The organism is Acidimicrobiales bacterium (genome assembly GCA_040219515.1).
Taxonomy (GTDB): domain Bacteria; phylum Actinomycetota; class Acidimicrobiia; order Acidimicrobiales; family Aldehydirespiratoraceae; genus JAJRXC01.
Genome location: JAVJSI010000014.1, coordinates 403,358 through 423,670 on the forward strand (window position 1 = coordinate 403,358; position 20,313 = coordinate 423,670).

A 20,313-nucleotide genomic window follows, 5' to 3' on the forward strand; every position below is an offset into this window, starting at 1 on the left:
CGCGCAGTAGCGCGGTGGGATGTTGTTGGCGGCAGCCCAGTCGATCGATCCGAATCCCCTCGTGCTCACGATGGCCCTGGTGGCGGTCGGCGCGGCCGCGGTGGTGCTCACCGGCCTCTGGGCGGCCACCCGACCACCCCGGCCCGAGCCCGGGCCGACCAGCACCGACGAGGGCACCGAGCCGCCCGCCATCGTCGACCTGCTGACGGGCGGTTTCGAGGTGGAGGACGATGCCGTGCCGGCCACCGTGGTCGATCTCGCCGCACGGCGCTGGTTCCACATCGAAGAGGTGGCCGGCGGCAACGTGATCATTCGCCTTCGGAGCCGGGAGGGCCGCGGTGAACTGACCCCCTACGAGCAGCGGCTGATGCGACACATCGAGAAGCACGCAGTCGACGGCATCGCGCCGGCGGCCGCGCTCACGATCGGTCCCGAGGGTGTCTCGAGGCGGTGGTGGAAGGGTTTCGTCCGCGAGGTCAATCGCCACGGTCGCGACCTGGGGCTGTGTCGGCGCCGCTGGGATTTCGTCCACCTGGCGATCCTGTGGCTGCCGATCGGGGCGGCATTCGTGCTGCTCTACCTCACGACGGCCACCGCCGACCGGGTGGAGACCACCGGTGGTTGGGGCGAGCCCGGCTCTGTGCTCACCATGTTCGGGTTCGCGGCGGCCATCGCGCTGTCGGCGATCGCGAAACGGATCACGTCCTCGGATGCGCAGGCCGAGACCGAGGCGGGCATGGCCGCGGCGTCCCGCTGGCTGGGCGTGCGCGAATATCTGGCCGAGACCGGCTCGTTCGACGAGGCCGGTGCCGCGTCGGTTGTCATCTGGGAACGACGGCTCGCCTACGCCACGGCCATGGGCCTCGCTCCGGTGGTGCAACGACAGCTTCCGTTCGAGACCGAACACGACCGACACGCCTGGAGCCTGGCCACCGGGCACTGGCGACGAGTGAAGATCCGCTACGTCTCGCTGCGTCCTGGCTGGGGTGAGGCACCGTGGTGGGTCGCCATCGGCGGCGCCATCCAGACGGCGCTGCTCGTTGTGGTGGCGTGGGTCGGGCTCTCGTTGGCCCGTGAGGACTTCGATGTCGCCGAGCTGCCGCAGGGGATGCAGGACTGGCTGCCGCTGGTCGGCACCGTGGCGGCCGCGATCGCGGCAGTGGTGATGGTGTGGACGGCGAGCAAGGTGGTCCTCGGCCTGTCCGACCTGTTCCCCCGCCGAGAAGTGGAGGGTGTGCTGGTGCGGCGCCGTGAGCACCGGACCGGGCATCGCCTTCCCAAGGTGGTCCAGTGGGCGATCTGGTCGGGTCGGGACTCCGGCGGGATGTCGCGAGACCGCCAACGCAAGCGCCGCTACATGCTCGCCATCGACGACGGATCCGACGACCGCATCGTCGCCTACCAGTGCCGTGCCCGGATCTTCCGTGCCGTACAGCAGGGCGCAACCGTCAGAGCGAGGGTGTCGCCCCGCCTCGGCTATGTGGCGTCGATCGAACAGCTCTCGGCGCCGCCGGTCAGCGGTGAGGCCACCGTGGTCCACGAGCTCGTGGAGGATGTCGCCGGGCGGGCCACCGCGGCGGCGGGTGCCTTCGCGGCGCAGATCGGTGAACGCTTCGGACAGCTCGAGACCATGGTCGACGAGAACGGCGAGCCGCTGCTCGATCGACGCGACGAGGACGGCCGCTCGATGCGCGAATCGCTGGCCGATGCCCAGGCGCAGCTCCGAGAACTGCAGATGCGGGCGCCGGTCGGCGGCGCCCGTGACTCTGCCGGTGCCGGTGTGCTCGGCGGGCTCATGAACAGCGTCGCCGCCTCGCTCCGCAACCTCGAGACGGCGGGGGCCGATACGGCGCGGGCCGAGGCAGATCAGGCCGAAGAGTGAAGGTCATCGGCTCCGGTTTCGGGCGCACGGGCACGCTCTCGATGAAGCACGCCCTCGAGGATCTCGGCGTCGGGCCCTGCTACCACATGGAGGAAGTGCCCCGACACCGCGGCCACGTCGGTGTGTGGCACGCAGCCGGTCGTGGCGAGCCAGTCGATTGGTCGCGCCTGTTCGCCGGGTTCGAGTCGGCCGTCGACTTCCCGGCCAGCGTCGTCTATCGCGACCTGATGGAGGCCTTCCCCGACGCCAAGGTCGTGCACACCGTGCGCGACCCCGACCGTTGGTACGAGTCCACGTTCGAGACGATCTACCAGGCCCGCACCCTGGCGCCGGCCTGGGTGCTCCGATCCGTGCCCGCGGCCCGTCGATTCTTCGAGATGGTCGAGATGCTGGTGTGGGACGGCGTGTTCGACGGCCGGTTCACCGACCGCGAGTTCGCGCTGCGTCGCTACCGGGAATGGACGGCCGAGGTGATCGCCACCGTTTCACCCGAACGCCTGCTCGTGTTCGACGTGCGTGACGGCTGGGAGCCCCTGTGCGCGTTCCTCGACCTGCCCGTTCCCGCTCACGACTTCCCCAACGTCAACGATCGCGAGTCGATGCTGCGGCGGTTCCGGGTGATCCGCACCGCCACCCGTGCCGCCCCGTTCGTCGGGGCCGCGCTCGTAGCCGGCGTCAGCCGGCTCGGCCGGCGGGCCGTGTCGACCAGTAGCTGCCGACGCGCTCGGTGAACGCGTCGGACGACTCGGCGTAGAGCCGGCCGGCGAGCGTGGTGGCGATCGACATCAGCTCGGCGCACTCGTGGACGCACAGGGAATCGACCACCGCAGTGGTGGCCTCGTCGACCACGACGTCGGAGGCGACCGCATGGCGCAGCGCCGCGAACTGCTCGTACTCGGCCAGCACGTCGGCCAGGTCCGTGGCCGACGCAACGGTGGCGGCCATCACCTCGGGCCACGCGCCGCTCAGCAGCTCGATCTGGTGGGACAGGTCGGCCACGCGTCGACGCCACTTGGCGATCTTCGGTGTGTCGGCCGAGGCCTGCTTTGCGCCCTTGCGGTAGGCCCGCTCGAGCCCGGTGGCGAACGAGTCGAACGCGTCCGAGACCGGCGCCTTGCCCTGCACCGACGCGTCGATCGGCCAGGCCGCGAACCGGGCCCGCGCCCGCCGCAGCTGCTGGAGCCAGTGGTCGCGTTCGCCCCCCGGCTGCACGGCCGCGAGCTGCTGGATGCGACGCAGCTGGTAGCGGTGCAGCAGCTGATCGCGCAGCTCCGACAGCGCTTCGGGACGCAAAGCCCGGTCGTAGCGGGCCCGCAGCTCGTCGAGCGCGTGGATCTCGGCGGCCCCGTCGGTGAGCCCGGCGAGAAACGTGCGCGTGTCGGCGAGTACCTCGAGTTCGGCATCGCAGGTGTCGTGGCCGATCGACGGCCGCACGAGCCGCAGCAGGGCCTCGATGCGGCCGAGCGCCGCCGACGCGGAGGTCGCCGCCTCCCCGATCTCCGCGTGCGGGTCGGCCAACGTGTTGATGGCGATGGTGAACTGATGGGTGGTGATCCGGTGGAGGGCCGCCGCCACCGACTCGCCCGAGCAGATGACGTGGGGTTCGGCCACCAGGTCGGGCAGGTAGCGGCGCCGAGCCATGAGCCCGGCGACCCGGCGGCCGAGGTCGAGCACGAGACTCATCGAACGACCCTGCTCATCGAACGACCCTGCTCACCGGAAGACCCTGCTCATCGAACGACCGGGTGTCGGTGGCCAGCGCGGCGTTGGTGTAGCTGTCGTCGTCGGTCACTTCGAGGCCGAACCAGCTGGGTGGGCTGAACGCCGTCATCGCCGGCACCGACTCGAACTCGACCTCGGCCATCACGAGTCCCTCGAGGTGTCCGTGGAACACGTCGAGCTCGATGATGTGCGGGCCGTACGGAATGCGGTGACGCGTCTTTCGGATGCGTCGCCCCCGGGTCGCCGTCCACGCGGCGATGAACTCGTCCTCGTCGATCGGCCACTCGAGCTCGGTGCGCGACGCACCTCGCCCGGCCTTGATGGTGAGCGTGCGGCCGCCGGCGGCGTCGTCACGGACCCGGACGGCGACCGAGTCGTCGATGGCCAGATAGCCCTGGCGGAGTTCGACGCCGTCGTTGCCGAGCATCGGCAGACGGTCGACGAGGTACTTCCGCTCGTGCTCCATCGTGGACGGGCGGACCGACGCGGCTTCCGGGACCGGTGCCGCTTCCGGAGCTGGTGCCGCAACGGGCTCCGGGGCCGGGGCCGGGGCGCTGTCCGTGGTGGGTTCTGGTGCCACATCGGGGGCCGGGCAGAGGGGTCGTTCGTCGCGCGTCAGCTCGGCGATGCCGCCGGTGGGCAGTTCGGGCCCGCGGCTGACGGTGGCGATCCAGTACGCCTCGATGCGGCGCACGAAGGCGTCGGGGTGTTCGGCGAACAGTGTCGCCCCGAGCCGTATCGCCCTGCCGCGGAGGTCGGCCTGTTGCTCGGCGGCCAACCTCCGGGCCGCCTTCGCGTCGGACTTGCCACCGAAGCTCGACGGGTCGTCCTTCAGCGCGGTGATGAGCAGCGAGAGGTCGTGGTCGTCGCCCAAGGCCTCGGCGAGGTCGCCCAGGCCCACGGCATAGGCGTTCAACACGCTCGGCGCGGCCCGCTCGACCAGCCGCATCTGATACCAGAGATGCTTGACCGACGTGCGCCAGTCGTGGGATCGCTTGTCGGTGGGGTCCTTGTCGATCCGGCGGAAACCCTTGCGGGCCTGGCGGTAGGAGCGGGCGATGCCGACCCCGAGAACATCGAAGTCATCGGGGATGTCCCAGCTCTTGACCCGCTTGCGGCTGGCCTTGAGGAGCAGGCGGGCCGCGATGACCCGTGGGTCGTCGGGGTCGAGCCCGCGGACGGTCTGGTGGGCGGTGGTCGTCTGCGTGGCCCGCAGCACGTCGAGCGCGTCGTCGTCGGAACGGCCCTGGCGCTCGCGCAGGTCGTCGAACGTGTTGCGCATCGCGTGGGCGTCGCGGATCGGTGCCAGCATCTCGGCCGCGGCCTGCACCGATGCGTTGAACAGGTGGTACTCGCTGCCGATGGCGGGCCGCACGAGCCGGGCGACGGCGCGCACCTCCTTGCACCGCTTGCGGATGTCGTGGACCATGCGGTCGACGTCGTCGGGGCGGGACGGGTCGAGGTCGTCGAGCAGGCGGATGGCGATCTTCATTCGCTCGCGGACGACGCGCGGCACTTCGTGACCGAGTGACTCCGATGGCTCCAACACGAACGGCACCGAGCCTCCTGCCCAACTGACTCGCCGAAGAGGAGATCCTACCGGTCGTGCTCGCCGGGCCAAGTCGGGGTGTCGTGGTGAGGTGCGCCGGTGGGTCAGGAGGTCGGGTCCGACGGCAGGGGTTGACGGAAGAGGCCGTCGGGCACGGGCGCGCCGCTGCGGACAAGGGCGACATGCCACGACGGCGAGGAACCCAGCGCCCAGCGGAGGCTGCGGACCGCGGCACCACCCAACCGGGCATCGAATCGGCCGGGAGTGAGACCGGTGATGGAGGCGATCTCGGATGGCAGCGTGGCCACCGCGGCCCGGAACAGGAGCTCGTAGCCGGCCCGCACCGGAGCGGGCAGGGGCGGGCGGCGCAGGAACCGGATTGCCTCGCGTTGCGCGGACGACGACTCGATCGCCGGGTGTTCCGTCACCCACCGCGACAGGGCTGCGGCGGTGGTGGGGAGGGGTGCTGCGTCGAGCAGGGCGCCCACCTTCGTCTGCTCGGCCACGAAGCGGTCGGCCTCCTCGGGTCGCAGACGCCGCGGGCCGTAGGCCTGGTAGGCGGCGAGGAACGAGTCAGTCAGGACGTTGTGGACCCACGCCGCCATCGCCGGGTTCCCGGCCCGGTAGGTCCTGCCCCGTTCGGAGGTGCCGCGCACCGGCACGTGGGCCTCCCGTACGGTCGCGACCGCCGCGTCGACCTCGGGTCCCGCGCCGTAGGTCGTCTCCGTGACGTAGCGCGACGTGCGGGTGAGACGGCCGAGCGGGTCGGTTCGGTAGCGGGAATGGTCCTCCACCCCGGCCACGACCTCTGGGTGCGCGGTCTGCACGAGCAGGGCGCGGATGCCGCCCACGAACGCGGTGGCATCGCCGATCACCGGCCATGACACCGAGTCGGGTCCGAGCAGGCCGACATCGCCCATGTGGTCGAAGGTGTGTTCGAGCGGCGGCGGCCCGTGGGAGAAAAGGTCCGCCGTCGAGTCGACCGCCCGGTCCTTGATCCAGCCGATCATGTGGCGCGGCCGATCATGTGGAGACAGTGCGGGGCAGGCCGACCCTGACGGGAACGCCGGGCGAGTACAGGACGTGGGGCATTCCCTCTGGCGCGGGGAGGCCGGCCGCGGTGACGAGGCTGTCGGACACACGAACGGCGTGCGCTCGGCGCAGCGGCCACTCCGGATGCTCGACCGGTGCCCAGCGCAGGCGGCCGCGATAGCCGCCGGTGATGAGCCCCCATCTCGAGGTCAGGAACTCGGTGAGGGGCCCCGAGGCAGAAGCCGAGCCCACGACGATCTCGAGATCGGTCGCCGCCCCGTTGGTCGGTTTCGGCCGTCGTCGGTCGACATGGGTGGTGATGCGGTCCCCGTCGCGGTCATGGCGCACGTCGCCGACGCAATAGGGCAGGCGGTACCAGCCTCGGGCGACCAGCATCGGGAGCAGGAGATCGATGTCGAGCGAGAAGAACCACACTCCGCGGTGGGCACCCGCCCGCACATAGGTCCGCACGTTGACCTCGGGGAAGGTGCCCAGCCGCGGGACCGGGCGACGGGTGCCGAATCCGAGGCGCTCCATGCGAAACGGCACCAGCCCGACCCAGGCCGAGCCGTCGAACACGTCGACCTCGACACCGGGGGGCAGCAGCGCCTGCACGACGGCCGGGTCGTAGCGCCAGTGGAGGAAGGTCACGTCCGCCCAGAACTGGGTCATCACCGGGCGCTCGATACGCGTGGACCCGGGCGCTGAGTTCGGTGAGACCCTTGCGATCGACGAGACCATTGCCGGTCCTACGGTCGGGCAGCGGCGGATGGATGCAGCCCAACGCTCACCGCGGTCGGGGGCGTAGGGTCGCACCCGTGTCCTGTCACCACCCTGACGTCGCCCCCGAGCCGGTGGCGTGCTGACGCCGGCGGAAGCGCTCGAGATCTGGGTGGCGGCCCACGGGCCATTGGACGACGCCCAGACCGCCTCCTTTCTGGCCCGCGCCGAGGTGGCGGAGTTCGCCCGAATGGATGCCCGGGTCGTCGCCGCGGCAATCGAGTCGACCCCGAAGCTCGACGCGGCGCTCGACCAGGCCCGCCACCGGCTGTCACAGGCCGCACGTGGACCCGACGGTATGGAACCCGACCTCCCGACAGACGATTTCGAGACCGAGGCGCAGCGTCATCTCCGTGCGCTCACCCAACGTGACGACGCCGACTTCCGCGACGGTCAGCTCGCCGCCATCCATGCCCTCGTCGTGGAGCACCGGCGCACCCTGGTGGTGCAGCGCACCGGCTGGGGCAAGTCGGCCGTCTACTTCGTGGCCACCCGCATGCTGCGCGATCGCGGGAAAGGCCCGACGCTGCTCGTGTCGCCGCTCATCGCGCTGATGGACAACCAGGTGCAGGCCGCCGCTCGCATGGGTTTGCGCGCGGCGATCGTGAACTCCACCAATCGCGACGAGTGGGACGACATCAAGGACCAGCTCGAACGAGATGAGCTCGACCTGCTCCTGATCGCCGAGCAGCGGCTGTCGAACCCCAGGTTCCGCGACGACTTCCTGCCCCAGATCGGCACCCGCATCGGTCTCGTCGTGGTCGACGAGGTGCACTGCATCAGCGACTGGGGCCACGACTTCCGTCCGCACTATCGCCGCATCGGTTCCTTTCTCTCCGGGCTGCCCCCGACCCTGCCCGTCATCGGCTGCACGGCCACCGCCAACGACCGTGTCGTGGCCGATGTCGAACGCCAGCTGGGGGAGGACATCCTCACCATCCGCGGCGGACTCGCCCGCGAGGGTCTGCGGCTCGAGGTGCACACCGACAAGCGTCGTCCCGATGCCCGGCTCGCCTGGCTGGCCGAGAACGTGCCCGACCTGCCCGGCAGCGGCATCGTCTACTGTCTCACCCGCCGTGACGTCGAGGTGGTCGCCGCGTTTCTCCGCGATCACGGCATCCGGTGCGCGGCCTATGTCGGGGGCGGACCCGAGGACGAGGTGGCCGAGAAGCGCTCGGTGCTCGAGTCGTTCCTGGCCAACGACATCAAGTGCATCGTCGCCACCTCGGCGCTCGGCATGGGCTACGACAAGCCCGACGTGGGGTTCGTGGTGCACTTCCAGATGCCGCAGAGCCCGATCGCCTACTACCAGCAGGTGGGTCGGGCCGGCCGTGCGCTCGCCGAGAGCTACGCGATCCTGCTCAGCGGTTCGGAGGACCGCGAGATCCAGGACTGGTTCATCGGCCAGGCCTTCCCGGGCGAGGACGAGGTCGACGCGATCCTGGCCGCCGTCGAAGGCGCCGAGGAACCGGTCCGCCGTGGCCAGCTCGCCGCACGCGTGAACATCGCCACCGGCCGCCTCGACAACCTGATGGTGCAGCTCGAGGTCGAGGGCATCGTGGGCAAGGTCGGCACCGGCTGGATACGCACCGCCACGCCGTGGGTCTACCCCCACGAGCGGGTCGATCAGGTCAACGCATGGCGCCGGGCCGAGCAGGCGGCGATGGAGGAGTACCAGCGCATCGACGGCTGTCGCATGCAGTATCTGCGCAGCCAGCTCGACGACCCCGCCGACGGACCCTGCGGCATCTGCGACAACTGCCGCGCCGAACGCTTCGGCGTCGACCCGGCCGCCGAGCTCGTGCGCGAAGCCGACGACGTCATGCTGCTCGACCACGTCGAGATCGGCCCCCGCAAGGCCTGGCCGCCGATGCTCGACGAGGTGTCGGGTCGGATCCCGGCCGACGAGCAGGCCGACCCGGGCTGGTGTCTCACCCGCATGGGCCCGGCCGGCTGGGGCCCCGCCGTGAGCCAGGCGCTCGCCGACGGACAGGTCGACGACGCGCTGATCGACGCGTTGGCCGACATGTGCAGGACCCGCGTCGACCCGCGGCCCGACCGGGTTGCGTTCGTGCCCTCACAGCGTCGTCCCGATCTGGTGGCGGCGTTGGCCGAGGGTCTCGGTGAGCGACTCGGCCTGCCGGTCGTCGATGTGATCAGCCGACGGCGTCTGGCCGAGCCCCAGGCCGACATGCGCAACTCGGCATCCCAGGTCCGAAACGTGTGGGACGTGTTCGCGGTCGAGGGTGCGCAGCAGGGATCCTGCCTCCTGGTCGACGATCTGATCGACAGCAAGTGGACGGTCACCGTCGTGGCCCGCGCCCTTCGCCGAGCGGGTTGTGCGCAGGTCGTCCCCGTCGCCCTCGCCACGACGGGGCAGTAGCCGGTCGCGCCAAACCGATTGCAGGGCGGGGTGACCCATGCGACGCTCTGGCATGAGTTCGATCGATGTCACCGGCCCCGCCTTTCTCGCGATGGCCCATCGCATCGTGTGGAGCACCGTCGCCACCGCCGACACCGGAAATGGACTGCGGACCCGGGTCCTCCACCCGATATGGGAGTGGGACGGCACGAGGCTCACCGGCTGGATCGCCACGTCGCCCACCGAGGTCAAGACCCGGGCGCTCGTCGCCGACCCGAGGGTGTCGCTCACCTATTGGGACCACACGCAAGACACGTGCACGGCCGACTGCCACGCCGAATGGATCGACGACAGCGAGTGCGAGGCACTGTGGAATCGGTTCGCCGACGCCCCTGCGCCGGTCGGCTACGACCCGGCGATCATTCCGCCGTGGGCCGACGGGCCGCAGTCACCGGCGTTCTCGGGATGGAAGCTCGATCCGTTCCGTCTGCGGGTGATGCCCGGCTCGCTCATGACCGCGGGGCAGGGTTCATTGCTCACCTGGCGCGCCTGATCCCCGACGTTGAGCGATGAGCCAGGTGATCCGCGGCCACGATGTGGCGTAGTGGATCACCGCGAGACCGCCGAAGACGTACGCGAACGATGGTCGGGCTGTCGCCAGGCCGGCGAAGCCGAACGCGAGGATCAATAGTTCGACCACCAGGCGAGTGGTTCCGGCCACCACAACGGGAGCCCGGCCCGATCGACTCGGATCGCCGATCACGTTGAAGGTGCCCCATGATGCCATCGCGACCACGGGCGCGATGATCACGGCCGCCCAGCGGGCCGCCCGTAGGTCGACGACGTCGGACACGGCGAACCAGGCGCCGGCGCCGATGCCGACGAACGCGACGATCTCCAGCCCGAATCGAAGCGCGAGGTTCCATCCCGGCATGGTCGGGAGATGCACCGCAGGTGCTACTCGACGGCAGCGGCGAGGCGGTCGAGGGTTTCGGTCATGGTCTCCTGGTTGCGCACGGCCCGGTCCTCGATCCCGGAGATCTCCACCGTCGCCGGCCGCATCTCCTCGGGAATGAGGTTGCTGGTCGACTCGGTGATCCGGCAGCCGCCGTCGGTGGGCTCGATGTCGTAGCCCCACTTGGCGAAGACGAACCCGTTCATGTCGCAGTCGAAGTGGAAGCGTTCGTTCTCCACCAGGTCGACGACGGTGGCGGTGGTGGTCCACTCCATTTCGCCATGGCGGTTGTGGCCGACGAACCGGGCACCGACGGCGGGCCCGTCGGAGCCCTCGGCCCATTCGCCCTTCACCGTTTCGGGTGACCACTCGCCCATGCGGGTGACGTCGGTGATGGCGGCATAGACCGCGGCGGGCGAGGCGGCGATGTCACGGCTGACCTGGAGTTCGAAAGACATGGCGCCACGCTAGACGGCGAGGCCGGGCGAGCGCCCGCCCAGGACACTGTCTGCCGAGGTCAGTGCCCGTCTACAACAGGGCCCGCTCGACGAGTTCGCGCAGGAGCCGTCGCCACTGGAGGGTCACGTTGTCGTCGGTGGCGTGGAGTTCCGCGGTCACGTCGGTCGGGATCGCACCGGGGCGCTGCGACTCGACGATGGGCCGATCCGACTCGACCATGTCGAGCTGAAACTGCACGAACTCCGAGTCGGGCTGCTCGAATCCATAGTTGCGGGCGACGTGCCAGAACGTGCGGGTCGTGTGACCGTCGAGGGGGGACGCCGCCAGGAAAACGGCGTACGCGCGGCCCCCGGGCAGCTCCTGGTGCAGCTGGGCCGCCAGCGGTGGATAGCCGCGATAGTGCATTGTCGACATGACCCGCCCGTCGTCGGTGGGCTGGTCGTCGTCGGCCGGCCCGCCCGTCTTCTCCGGGTCGTCCCGGGGCTCGGGGCGGGGCTGACGGACCCTGACCTCGTCGCCCTCCCGCCACACCTCCTGATTGGACACCTCGGGGAACTCGCGGTCGCCCTTCGTGCCGGGATGAACCCATGCGAAGTGGGCGAAGTCGAGGAAGTTCTCGAGCCGGCGCGACGCGTGACAGTCCCAGTCGTAGGACGGGCAGACGATCGTGTGGAAGGTGTCGTCATCGAATTCGGGAAACGAGGGAAGCGGGGCGACCGGCTCCTCGAGCGCCACCCAGATGAGGCCGATGTGCGCCACGCACTGGTGGGCGGTGAAGCAGGCGACCCCGCTGTCGGCCTTTCGCACGACCGCGATCGGTTGCCCGAGCAGCGTGGTGCCGTACGGCGTCGTCCCGACCTCGCAGGCCCGGGCCACCGGGTGCCAGGAGCGGCGGAGCAGGCCGTCGAACTCGTCGGGCGCGGTGTCGGGGATCGTGCTGCACCCTCCGCGGGCATGTTCGCTCCGGCAGTCAGTCGCCGTCGGCGGTGAGCGCGTCGTGGAGGTCGACCTCGTTGATCGGCCCGGGCTCGGTGGTGGCCATGAAGTCGCACAGGACTTCGACGAACCGTTCGGGGTCCTCGGCGTGGGGGAAGTGGCCGACGCCGTCGAGGATCTCGAGGCGCGAGCCGGGGATCGCCTCGTGCGCAGTGTGGGCATGGGCGACGGGGATGATGTTGTCGTGATCACCCCACACGATGAGCGTGGGAAGGTTGCCGGCGAGGTAGAGACGGTCGAGGGCGCTGACCGTCTGGCCGCCGGGTTCGATCACGCCGCGCATGGTGCGCACGAACGCCTTGCGGTTCTCCGCGCCGGCCAGCGACGAGTAGGCCCGCCACATCTCGCTGATCAGCGGTGATCGAAGGCCACGCTGATGAAGGAACCCGCCGACCGCATTGCCGGCACCGGCGACGAACTTGGGGAAGACGAGCGGCATGAGTTGCTCGGCGCCGGGCAACGCGCAGAGGCGGAGCATCCAGCTGACTTCCCGACCGAGTCCACCCGAGCCGACCAGCACGAGCCGGTCGCACAGTTCGGGGTGCTGGTAGGCGAGTTGCATCGCCACGCCCCCACCGAAGCTCTGACCGATCACGGTGACCCGAGGGACATCGAGTATGGCGAGCAGATCTCGAAGGCCGCTGGCCATGGCGCCGAGTGAGTAGTCGCCCATCGGCTTGGCGGACTCGCCGTGGCCGAGCAGGTCGGGGGCGATCACGTCGTAGTACTCGGCCAGCCTGGTCATGACCGGCTGCCAGGTGAGGGAGCTGCCGGCGAGCCCGTGGATCAGCAGGATGGGTTCGGCTCCGACCTTTCGCTTCCCGTCGACTGCGGCCAGGGGGCCCGCCCGGCGATAGCGGACCTCGTGTCCGTGGATCTTCACCGTCGACAGCGGGACCGTGGTCATCCCACAAGTGTGCCCGGCCCGCCGCCGGGTCGCTCGCCGCAAGGATCTGACTCGCCGACGCGGCGCCACCTACGCTCGCCGCAACGAACGGGGGACGGCATGGGAAACGACGTTGACGCGCTGGGAGTGGATGAGGTGCTGCGCACCGCCACCGAACGCACCGGTGGACTCGAGGACCTCGGCGACGGTCCGTTCGTCGAGCCGCTCGGTCGGTTCGTCGAGTCGCTCGCCGCCGAGGCCAGACTGAACGACATCGGCCGGATCATCTCCAACGAGCGGATGCTGCTGCACACGGTGAACCGGCTGCACTACGTGGAGGATCGCAAGCGGGATCCCGAGATCGCCACCCAGAAGATCGAGAAGCCGGTCTTCATCATCGGCATGCCCCGGACCGGCACCACGATCCTCCACGACATCCTCGCGAGCGACCCGCAGAGCCGGGCGCCGATGACCTGGGAAGTGATGTTCCCGTCGCCACCGCCGCGGACCGAGACCTTCGACACCGATCCCCGCATCGCCCAGTGCGCCGCGACGATGCCCGATCGCGATGCGCAGCTGCCCGGGTTCGACGCCATCCATCCGATGGGCCCCCAGCTCACCCAGGAGTGCGTGGTGCTGATGGGCGAGGCGATGTGCACGCCGTTGTTCCACAATCAGTTCCGGGTGCCCGGCTACCAGGACTGGGTCGACCACGAGGCCGACTGGGCGCCCGTCTACGACTTCCACCATCGCCAACTCCAGCACTTCCAGGCGCACCACTCGGCCGACCGCTGGGTGCTGAAGACCGGTGCGCACCTGTGGGGCCTCGACCAGTTGCTGGCCACCTACCCCGACGCTCGGATCGTGTTCACCCATCGCGACCCCGTGAAGTCGATGACGTCCTATTCGAGCCTCACCACGATCGTGCGTCGGGTCGGCAGCGACGAGGTCGACCCGGTCGAGGTGGCCGACGACTGGATCGCCCGACTCCAGCGGGTGTTGCTGCGGGGGATCGACATCCGCCAGGCGCAGGAGTATCCCGACGCGGTCTTCTACGACATGTACTTCCCCGACTTCATCGCGAACCAGTTCCGCGAGGTCGAGAAGATCTACCACGCACTCGGGCTGGAGATGACCGACGAGGGCGCCGCGGCGATGCAGTGGTTCATCGACGACAACCCGCCGGGCAAGCACGGCATCCACCGCTACTCGCCCGAGGAGTTCGGCGTGGACCCGGCCGCCGTGCGTGACCAGTTCCGCGACTACATCGACCACTTCGGGCTCACCGAGGAGTGAGCCGAACATGACGAACGTGTGACGAAGATCACGGCTTCGTTGCGGGGTTGCGATCAAGTAGTGCGGCGCGGCGGCCGACCCTGGCTGGGTATCTCCAGGAAGCCGGGGCAATGGTTCACCACTCGTTCATCTCTCATGTCTCGCGCCGCGCGTGTGCGCTCGCGATCGTTGCGCTCGTCTGCGGCTGGTCGTCCTCGGCCGCGGCGGCGGGTGCCGACGACGAGCTTCGGGTCGACGACGAGCCGCAGGCCCTGACCCTGCCGGCTCCGTTCGAGTGCGGCACCGAATGGGTCGGCTCCACCTACGGCGGCCACGGTGCCAACAACTGGAACCTCGATCTCAACCGCAGCGGCGGCGACGGTACTGATCTGGGCCAGCCGATCCTGGCCCAGGCCGACGGCACCGTGGTGTGGTTCAAGGAGAGTGGCCACAACAACAACGCCGGCACCTACATCGAGATCGACTACGGCGACGTCACCGTGCGGTACATCCACCTCGTCGAGTGGTCGATCCCGAGTGAGCTCGCCGAGATCGGTACGCCGGTCCTCGCCGGTGAGACGATCGGTCTTCTCGGCGCCACCGGCCGGGCGAGCGGGCCCCACCTCCACCTGGAGTACTGGGACAGCGCCGGCTACGACGACACCGCCTGGTACCAGTTGCCGCGTGAGAATCAGATCCCGGTGGCCTTCGCCGGACAACCGATGATCGCCACGCCGGGCCGGCCCACCGCGTCGGTGGAGTCGACGAACTGCCCCGAGCCGACGGCAGAAGAGTTGCGCAACGACGCCCGCCTCGGGCGTTTGCTCGAGGACCGACGAATTCTCCGCGTCCTGAGCTGGTAGCGCCCGAGCTGACCAGATCCGGAGCAGACACTGGCGGCATCAGTCGGGGAGGCGTTCCTCGATCGCCGTCACGAGACCCTCGAGGTCGTCGACGGTGACGGTGAGCGCCGAGTGGTCCTTGTTGCCGATCACCCGGCGGACCGGCTCGTCGAAGTGCACGCAGACCCCGCCGTGGGTGGCGGTACCGAAGGTGATTCCGTCGTCGGCGAACGACAACCGCATGCCCACGGCCTTCCACCAGCGGTAGCCGTGCGTGGCGTGCGCACCGGTCACGTTGGTCATCGGTGTCGCCAGGCGCTTCCGACCGAACGTGGCGACGAAGGTGTCGTCGTCGACGGTCACGCCGTCGGTGTCCTTCACGCCGAGCGGGAGGCACAGCAGCCGGTAGCGGGAGTCGAGTCGGTAGGGGAAGAACACGGGTGCACCTCGCTGGTCACCCGTCAGTGTGGCACGACGGTCGGTGGGGCATGACCGCGCGCCTCGCGCTCCCTTCAGGTGAGGTCGATGATCTCGCGATCGTCCGAGAGACTCAGTCGCGGCGCAGCGAGACTGGCGGCCCGGGCCTGCGCGAGACGCGCCGACACGCGGGCGGTGCCGCTGGCCGGATCCGATGGCTCGAGACGGGCGGCGAGGCGCTGGACCCGGCGTTGCCGGAACGCCGCGTCGAGGACGGCGTCGGATTCGTAGCTGTGGATGGGAGGGGTGGATTCGTTCACGAGAGAACCTCTCGGTATCGGGGGGGTGCCTATGGGTCTTTCGACCCAGGTCCTCGGCCCCTTTACGAACTTGTGACGATCGGCACGAAATGAAACGTAGTCGTTTCACACCGAAACGACTACGTTTCATTGAATGCCCCAGTCTGTCGTCCACGAAACGCCCCTGCACCAGCAGCCGGAGATCGCCGATCGGCGATGGTTCCTGCTCGGCATCATGTGCTTGAGCCTCGTCATGGTCGTGATGGCCGTGTCGGGCCTCAACGTGGCCATTCCGTCGATCCAGCAGAGTCTCGGAGCCACCGCAACCGATCTCCAGTGGATCATCGACTCCTACGCGATCATCTTCGCGGGGCTGTTGTTGTCGGCCGGCGCCATCGGCGACCGCTTCGGGCGAAAGCGTGCGCTGCAGGGCGGTCTGCTCCTGTTCGGCTTCGGCTCGATCATCGGTACGGTCGTCGACTCGGTCGAACTGGTCATCGTCGCCCGCACGATCATGGGCGTCGGCGCCGCGTTCGTGATGCCGGCCACCCTGTCGATCATCACGGCCGTCTTCCCGCCCGAGGAACGCAGCAAGGCCATCGCCGTCTGGGCCGGGTTTGCCGGTGCCGGCGGCGCGCTCGGTCCGCTGGTTGTCGGGTTCCTCCTCACCGACTGGTGGGTCTTCCCGGCCTACTGGTGGGGCGCCGCGTTCCTCGTGAACGTCTTCCTCGTGGTCGGCGTGTTCACCGCGGTGACCATCTGGGCGCCCCGCTCGAAGGACGACGAGGCCACGCCGCTCGACCCGATCGGGGCGGTGCTCTCGATCGTCGGACTCGCCGCGCTGCTCTACGCCATCATCGAGGGCCCGGTGAAGGGCTGGACCAGCGGCGAGGTACTCGCTGCCGGCATCATCGCCGCCGTCACCCTCGTCGGTTTCGTGGCCTGGGAGCTTCGAGCCACTCATCCGATGCTGCCGATGTCGTACTTTCGAGATCGCGGGTTCTCCCTCGGCGCCGGCGTGGTGACCTTCGCCTTCGGGGTGATGTTCGGCTTCTTCTTTCTGGTGACCCAGTTCCTGCAGTTCGTGCGGGGTTACTCGCCGCTCGACGCCGGCGTCGCCACATTGCCGTTGGCGGCCACGCTCGTCATCGTCTCCCCCCGCAGCGCGATGCTGGCCGAGAAGGTGGGTGGCCCCAAGGTGATGGCGGCCGGATTCGCATTCATCACGGCGGGCTTCATCGCCATGTCGACCATCGACACGTCGTCGCACTTCCTCGAGTTCGCCGGCGCTCTGGTGCTGCTCGGGATCGGCATGGGCATCACCGTCGCCCCGGCCACCGGATCGATCATGTCGGCGGTGCCGCTGAACAAGGCCGGCGTGGGTTCCGCTGTGAACGACACCACCCGCGAGGTCGGCGGTGCGCTCGGCATCGCCGTGCTGGGGTCGATCGCCAACTCGATCTACCGCTCGAATGTCGACGGCGACGTGCTCGCGGCGTTGCCCACCGACGCGGCCGATGCGGCCGGCGAGTCGGTCGGCGCCGCAGTGCAGATCGCGTCGTCGTTGCCGGCCGACGTCGGTGGTGTGCTCAACACCGCTGCCGGTGAGGCGTTCACGACGGCGTTCGGCAACGCCCTGCTCGCCGGCGCCGGTGTGGCCGCGCTGATGGGCATCGTCGTGGTGCTGGCCGGTCGGGGTGACTCGGTCGGTGAGCGCCCGTGACCGACGATTCGGGCGGCGACGAGCTCGACCCACGGGTCGAGCGCTCGCGTCGCGTCATCGGTGAGGCCGCGCTGGCCGAGATGGCCGAGGTGGGCTACGGCGCGCTGACCGTCGAGGGCATCGCGAAGCGGGCCGGCGTGTCCAAGGCGACGATCTATCGCCAGTGGTCGGGCAAGCTCGAGGTCATCGGGGCGGCCCTCGATCAGCTGAAGGCCACCATCCCACGCGACGAACTCCTGCCGCCGCGGGACCGCGTCGTGGCCATGCTCGCGTGGATGGCCGATCACTTCGGCGCAGCCGATGAGCCCGTGGCCGCCTGTTTCCCGGCCATGGTGAGCGCGGCGCAGTACGACCCTGCGGTGCGCGAGTTCCACCACCGGTTCGCCGCCGATCGCCGCCAGGTGCTGGTCGACACGATCGTCGCGGGCCAGCAGCTCGGCCAGATCGATGCCGGCCTCGACCCGCGCCTGACCGCGGAACTCCTGGTCGGCCCGATCTTCTACCGCCGCCTGATGACCGACACCCCCTTCCCGGCCGACCAGGTCGACAAGCTCGTCGACACCGTCCTCGGCCCGCCATGACGGGGTTCCACGCCGCACCCCGTTGTTCTGGTGGACCATTTGTGCGGAATCCGCACAAATGGTCCACCAGAACGATCTGAGGGGGCATAAAAGCAAGTTCAAGCTTGACTTAATCGTGGGTGGGGCAGAGACTCGGCGCATGGACCCTCAGCGAATCGACCCGCAGCGAACGACCACCGCGATGGTGGGGTCGCTCGAGGATCTCGCCGTCGGCACGATGAAGATGGCCCGGGTCGGTGATCATCGTGTCGTCGTGGCCCGCACCGAATCGGGCACGCATGCGCTCGACAACGCCTGCCCCCACCAGGGCTATGGGCTGGCCACCGGGGCCCTGGCCGGCGATCACATCACGTGTCAGTGGCACAACTGGAAGTTCTGCGTGGTCGACGGCACCTGCACGGTCGGCGAGGAGGACGTGCGGGCCCATCCCGTCGAGATCCGGGGCGATGAGGTGTGGGTGTCGGTGACCGAACCGACCGATGAGGAGAGACTCGTCGCCCTGTGGCCGAGTCTGCGACGAGGGATCGAGGCCGATTATCGGGGCCAGATCGCCCGCGACGTCGCTCGGCTGCTCGATGCCGGCGCCGACCCGGTCGACATCGTGTGGGAAGGCCTGCGAATCGGCGCCCCGAAGGCCGAGGACGGCATCGGTCACGAGATGGCCTCGGCCGCCGACTGCCTGGCAGCCGTCGAACTCTTCGACGACCTGGAACGCACGCTCCCCGTCACCCAGGCGCTGGTCGGCATCAGCGAGACCACCCGCGATCGTCTGCCGTACTCACCGGATCCGGAGGTGTCGGCCCGCACAGACACGGTCGACTTCGTGGCCGCGGTCGAGGCCGAGGAGGTCGACGGTGCGATCGCCGCGTTGCAGGTGGCGCTCGCGGCCGGCGCCGACCTGGCGTCCGTTCGGCAACAGTTCGTCCAGGTCGTCTCCATGCACCACCTGAGCTACGGCCACGGGGCGATCTACACGCAGAAGGCCTTCGAGGTGCTCGAACGGGTCGGCTGGTCACGCGCCGACGACGTCCTGCCCCACCTCGCTCGGACCATCGTCTACGGCACCCGCGAGGACACCTTGCCGTACATGCGCAAGGCGATGAGGGCGATCGAGGGTGTCGATCTGGCGGCGTTGGCGGTGGCCCCCGACCGACACGACACCGGTTGGGCGGGTGAACCGGCGCTTCGCCGGGTCCTGCTCGACGTCGGCGAAGCCCCCATCGAGGCGGCGGCCGCCGCCGTGATCGAGGGTGCGGGTGTGGGCGGCCTGCTCGACGCCGTGGTGCTCGCGGTGGCCGAGCGTCTGATCCGCTACGACGAGTCGACCGACCACGATTTCACGACCGACTTCGGGTGGCTCGACATCAGCCACGGCCTGACCTACGCCCGGGCCGCGCGCTGGGCGTGGGACCACCATCCGTCGCCGGCCACGGCCCGGCTGGCGCTCTTCACCGTGTTCCTCGCCTACGACACCGGCCGCCACGAGCGACGGGCCGGGGTCACACCGCCGCGACCGCCTGGTGAGGCGACGGGCACGCTGACCGCAGCGATCGTGGCCGGCCGGGCCGACGACGCGATGGCCATCGCCGCCGCCGGTGACCCGGAAGCGGTCGGCGACGAACTCCGCCGCACTGCGCTGCTCGACGGCGCGGGGTCGTTCCTCGTGGCCGCCCATCTCGTGAAGATGGCGCGAGCGGCGAGCGAAGAAGCCGCCACGACCGGCTCGAACCTGCCGCTGGTGGCCACCGCCCGGCTGGCCGCGGCGCCCCGCCTCGAACGCTTCGTGGCGCGCGATGTCGCCGAGGCGGTCGAGTTCGTCCGAACCGGCACACCGCCGACGCGCTGATCCCGACGGGTTGGGGGAGCGGTGGATGGTCAGGCCAGCTGGATCTCGTAACGGTCGCTGTCCATCGCACTCTCGACGAATCCCATGCGACGCAGGTAGGCGCCGTGTTCGGCGTCGGTGGAACGGGCCCACACCGAGCGCAACTCGAGGTCGTGGAACAGCTTCGACTCGGTGCCGTAGACATACGAACCGATCTTGAAGTCTCGATAGTCGGGGATGACGAAGTCGAGTTGGATCTCGAAGGAGTGGTCGCCGTCGGGCCGACCGATCAGCAATCCGGCGGGGACCATGTCGCGCAGGATGAAAGCCGTGACGAGGTCGTCGCTCGGCGAGTAGACGAACTCGGGTTGGAAGCGTCCCTGGATCTCCTGCCGGTAGAACTCGAGGAAGTCGAGCAGGTAGGTCGAGTCGGGATCGACATGGAGCACACGAAAGACCTCGTCCTTGCGGCGCACCAGCTTGCGCAGGTACCAGATGTGGATCGACGAGGCGATGAGGTTGACCGCCGCGATCGGGTAGGCGCCGATGATGAGCGAGTAGCCGAGGAACACGAGTCCGCCGGCGAGGCCGAGCAGCCGGAGGCGCAAGATCGACTTCTGGGTGATCGACAAGACGATGAGCGCGGAGCCCGTGTATCCGATCGCCTCGACCCACAGGTTGTTGTCCATGGAGGTGACCGTAGGCACCCGTCCCCCTAGTGTCCTCTC

20 protein-coding genes are annotated in these 20,313 nt (G+C 69.4%); 9 read left to right on the plus strand and 11 right to left on the minus strand.

Going from position 1 to position 20,313, the window contains the following annotated elements:
- Window positions 1–19: 19 nt before the first annotated feature.
- Complete coding sequence (locus RIB98_15345; protein MEQ8842359.1) at window positions 20–1,882, plus strand: DUF2207 domain-containing protein; 1,863 nt, start codon at window positions 20–22, stop codon at window positions 1,880–1,882.
- Window positions 1,879–2,613, plus strand: a complete 735-nt coding sequence (locus RIB98_15350) for a sulfotransferase (GenBank protein MEQ8842360.1) — start codon at window positions 1,879–1,881, stop codon at window positions 2,611–2,613. Before RIB98_15345 ends, RIB98_15350 begins: the two co-directional genes overlap by 4 nt.
- On the opposite strand, the gene RIB98_15355 is transcribed toward RIB98_15350, so the two are convergent.
- From RIB98_15355 to RIB98_15370, 4 genes are all read right to left on the minus strand, one after another.
- On the minus strand, window positions 2,558–3,565 hold the full coding sequence (locus tag RIB98_15355; protein MEQ8842361.1) for a CHAD domain-containing protein: 1,008 nt from the start codon (window positions 3,563–3,565) through the stop codon (window positions 2,558–2,560). The genes RIB98_15350 and RIB98_15355 overlap by 56 nt on opposite strands.
- 13 nt (window positions 3,566–3,578) lie before the next feature.
- Complete coding sequence (locus RIB98_15360; protein MEQ8842362.1) at window positions 3,579–5,153, minus strand: CHAD domain-containing protein; 1,575 nt, start codon at window positions 5,151–5,153, stop codon at window positions 3,579–3,581.
- 104 nt (window positions 5,154–5,257) lie between these two features.
- Entirely contained in the window at window positions 5,258–6,163 is a 906-nt protein-coding gene (locus tag RIB98_15365) for an oxygenase MpaB family protein (protein MEQ8842363.1), read from the minus strand.
- Window positions 6,164–6,176: 13 nt separating this feature from the next.
- Window positions 6,177–6,857: a DUF2071 domain-containing protein gene (locus RIB98_15370; protein MEQ8842364.1), complete on the minus strand. Its 681-nt coding sequence runs from the start codon at window positions 6,855–6,857 to the stop codon at window positions 6,177–6,179.
- A gap of 187 nt (window positions 6,858–7,044) precedes the next feature.
- Here RIB98_15370 and RIB98_15375 point away from each other — a divergent pair, with 187 nt between their 5' ends.
- Together RIB98_15375 and RIB98_15380 are read left to right on the plus strand one after the other, a co-directional pair.
- Window positions 7,045–9,348: a RecQ family ATP-dependent DNA helicase gene (locus tag RIB98_15375; protein ID MEQ8842365.1), complete on the plus strand. Its 2,304-nt coding sequence runs from the start codon at window positions 7,045–7,047 to the stop codon at window positions 9,346–9,348.
- 52 nt (window positions 9,349–9,400) lie between these two features.
- Window positions 9,401–9,880, plus strand: a complete 480-nt coding sequence (locus RIB98_15380; GenBank protein ID MEQ8842366.1) for a pyridoxamine 5'-phosphate oxidase family protein — start codon at window positions 9,401–9,403, stop codon at window positions 9,878–9,880.
- Here RIB98_15380 and RIB98_15385 read toward each other — a convergent pair.
- The 4 genes from RIB98_15385 to RIB98_15400 form a co-directional block, all read right to left on the minus strand.
- Entirely contained in the window at window positions 9,857–10,276 is a 420-nt protein-coding gene (locus RIB98_15385; protein MEQ8842367.1) for a YrdB family protein, read from the minus strand. The two genes, RIB98_15380 and RIB98_15385, sit on opposite strands and share 24 nt — an antisense overlap.
- Before the next feature lie 8 nt (window positions 10,277–10,284).
- Complete coding sequence (locus RIB98_15390; GenBank protein MEQ8842368.1) at window positions 10,285–10,740, minus strand: SRPBCC family protein; 456 nt, start codon at window positions 10,738–10,740, stop codon at window positions 10,285–10,287.
- Between the two features lie 70 nt (window positions 10,741–10,810).
- Complete coding sequence (locus tag RIB98_15395; GenBank protein ID MEQ8842369.1) at window positions 10,811–11,617, minus strand: hypothetical protein; 807 nt, start codon at window positions 11,615–11,617, stop codon at window positions 10,811–10,813.
- A 94-nt stretch (window positions 11,618–11,711) separates the two neighbouring features.
- Complete coding sequence (locus RIB98_15400) at window positions 11,712–12,644, minus strand: alpha/beta fold hydrolase (protein ID MEQ8842370.1); 933 nt, start codon at window positions 12,642–12,644, stop codon at window positions 11,712–11,714.
- A 99-nt stretch (window positions 12,645–12,743) separates the two neighbouring features.
- On the opposite strand from RIB98_15400, the gene RIB98_15405 reads away from it, so the two are divergent.
- Both RIB98_15405 and RIB98_15410 read left to right on the plus strand, forming a co-directional pair.
- Entirely contained in the window at window positions 12,744–13,919 is a 1,176-nt protein-coding gene (locus RIB98_15405; protein MEQ8842371.1) for a sulfotransferase, read from the plus strand.
- A 110-nt stretch (window positions 13,920–14,029) separates the two neighbouring features.
- A complete protein-coding gene (locus RIB98_15410) occupies window positions 14,030–14,761 on the plus strand; it encodes a M23 family metallopeptidase (GenBank protein ID MEQ8842372.1) in 732 nt (243 codons plus the stop codon).
- 39 nt (window positions 14,762–14,800) lie between these two features.
- Here the strand turns inward: RIB98_15410 and RIB98_15415 are convergent, their stop codons facing one another.
- Entirely contained in the window at window positions 14,801–15,178 is a 378-nt protein-coding gene (locus tag RIB98_15415; protein ID MEQ8842373.1) for a hypothetical protein, read from the minus strand.
- Window positions 15,179–15,252: 74 nt separating this feature from the next.
- Window positions 15,253–15,477 carry a hypothetical protein gene (locus RIB98_15420; GenBank protein MEQ8842374.1) on the minus strand — a complete coding sequence of 75 codons (225 nt, stop codon included), beginning with the start codon at window positions 15,475–15,477 and terminating at the stop codon, window positions 15,253–15,255.
- 133 nt (window positions 15,478–15,610) lie between these two features.
- On the opposite strand from RIB98_15420, the gene RIB98_15425 reads away from it, so the two are divergent.
- The 3 genes from RIB98_15425 to RIB98_15435 all read left to right on the plus strand — a co-directional run bounded on the left by RIB98_15425 (window position 15,611) and on the right by RIB98_15435 (window position 19,606).
- A complete protein-coding gene (locus RIB98_15425) occupies window positions 15,611–17,179 on the plus strand; it encodes a DHA2 family efflux MFS transporter permease subunit (protein MEQ8842375.1) in 1,569 nt (522 codons plus the stop codon).
- On the plus strand, window positions 17,176–17,760 hold the full coding sequence (locus RIB98_15430; protein ID MEQ8842376.1) for a TetR/AcrR family transcriptional regulator: 585 nt from the start codon (window positions 17,176–17,178) through the stop codon (window positions 17,758–17,760). Before RIB98_15425 ends, RIB98_15430 begins: the two co-directional genes overlap by 4 nt.
- 139 nt (window positions 17,761–17,899) lie before the next feature.
- A complete protein-coding gene (locus RIB98_15435; GenBank protein MEQ8842377.1) occupies window positions 17,900–19,606 on the plus strand; it encodes a Rieske (2Fe-2S) protein in 1,707 nt (568 codons plus the stop codon).
- A gap of 29 nt (window positions 19,607–19,635) precedes the next feature.
- Here the strand turns inward: RIB98_15435 and RIB98_15440 are convergent, their stop codons facing one another.
- The gene (locus RIB98_15440) at window positions 19,636–20,274 is read right to left on the minus strand and encodes a hypothetical protein (GenBank protein MEQ8842378.1); all 639 of its coding nucleotides are present in this window, start codon (window positions 20,272–20,274) and stop codon (window positions 19,636–19,638) included.
- Window positions 20,275–20,313: the final 39 nt, after the last annotated feature.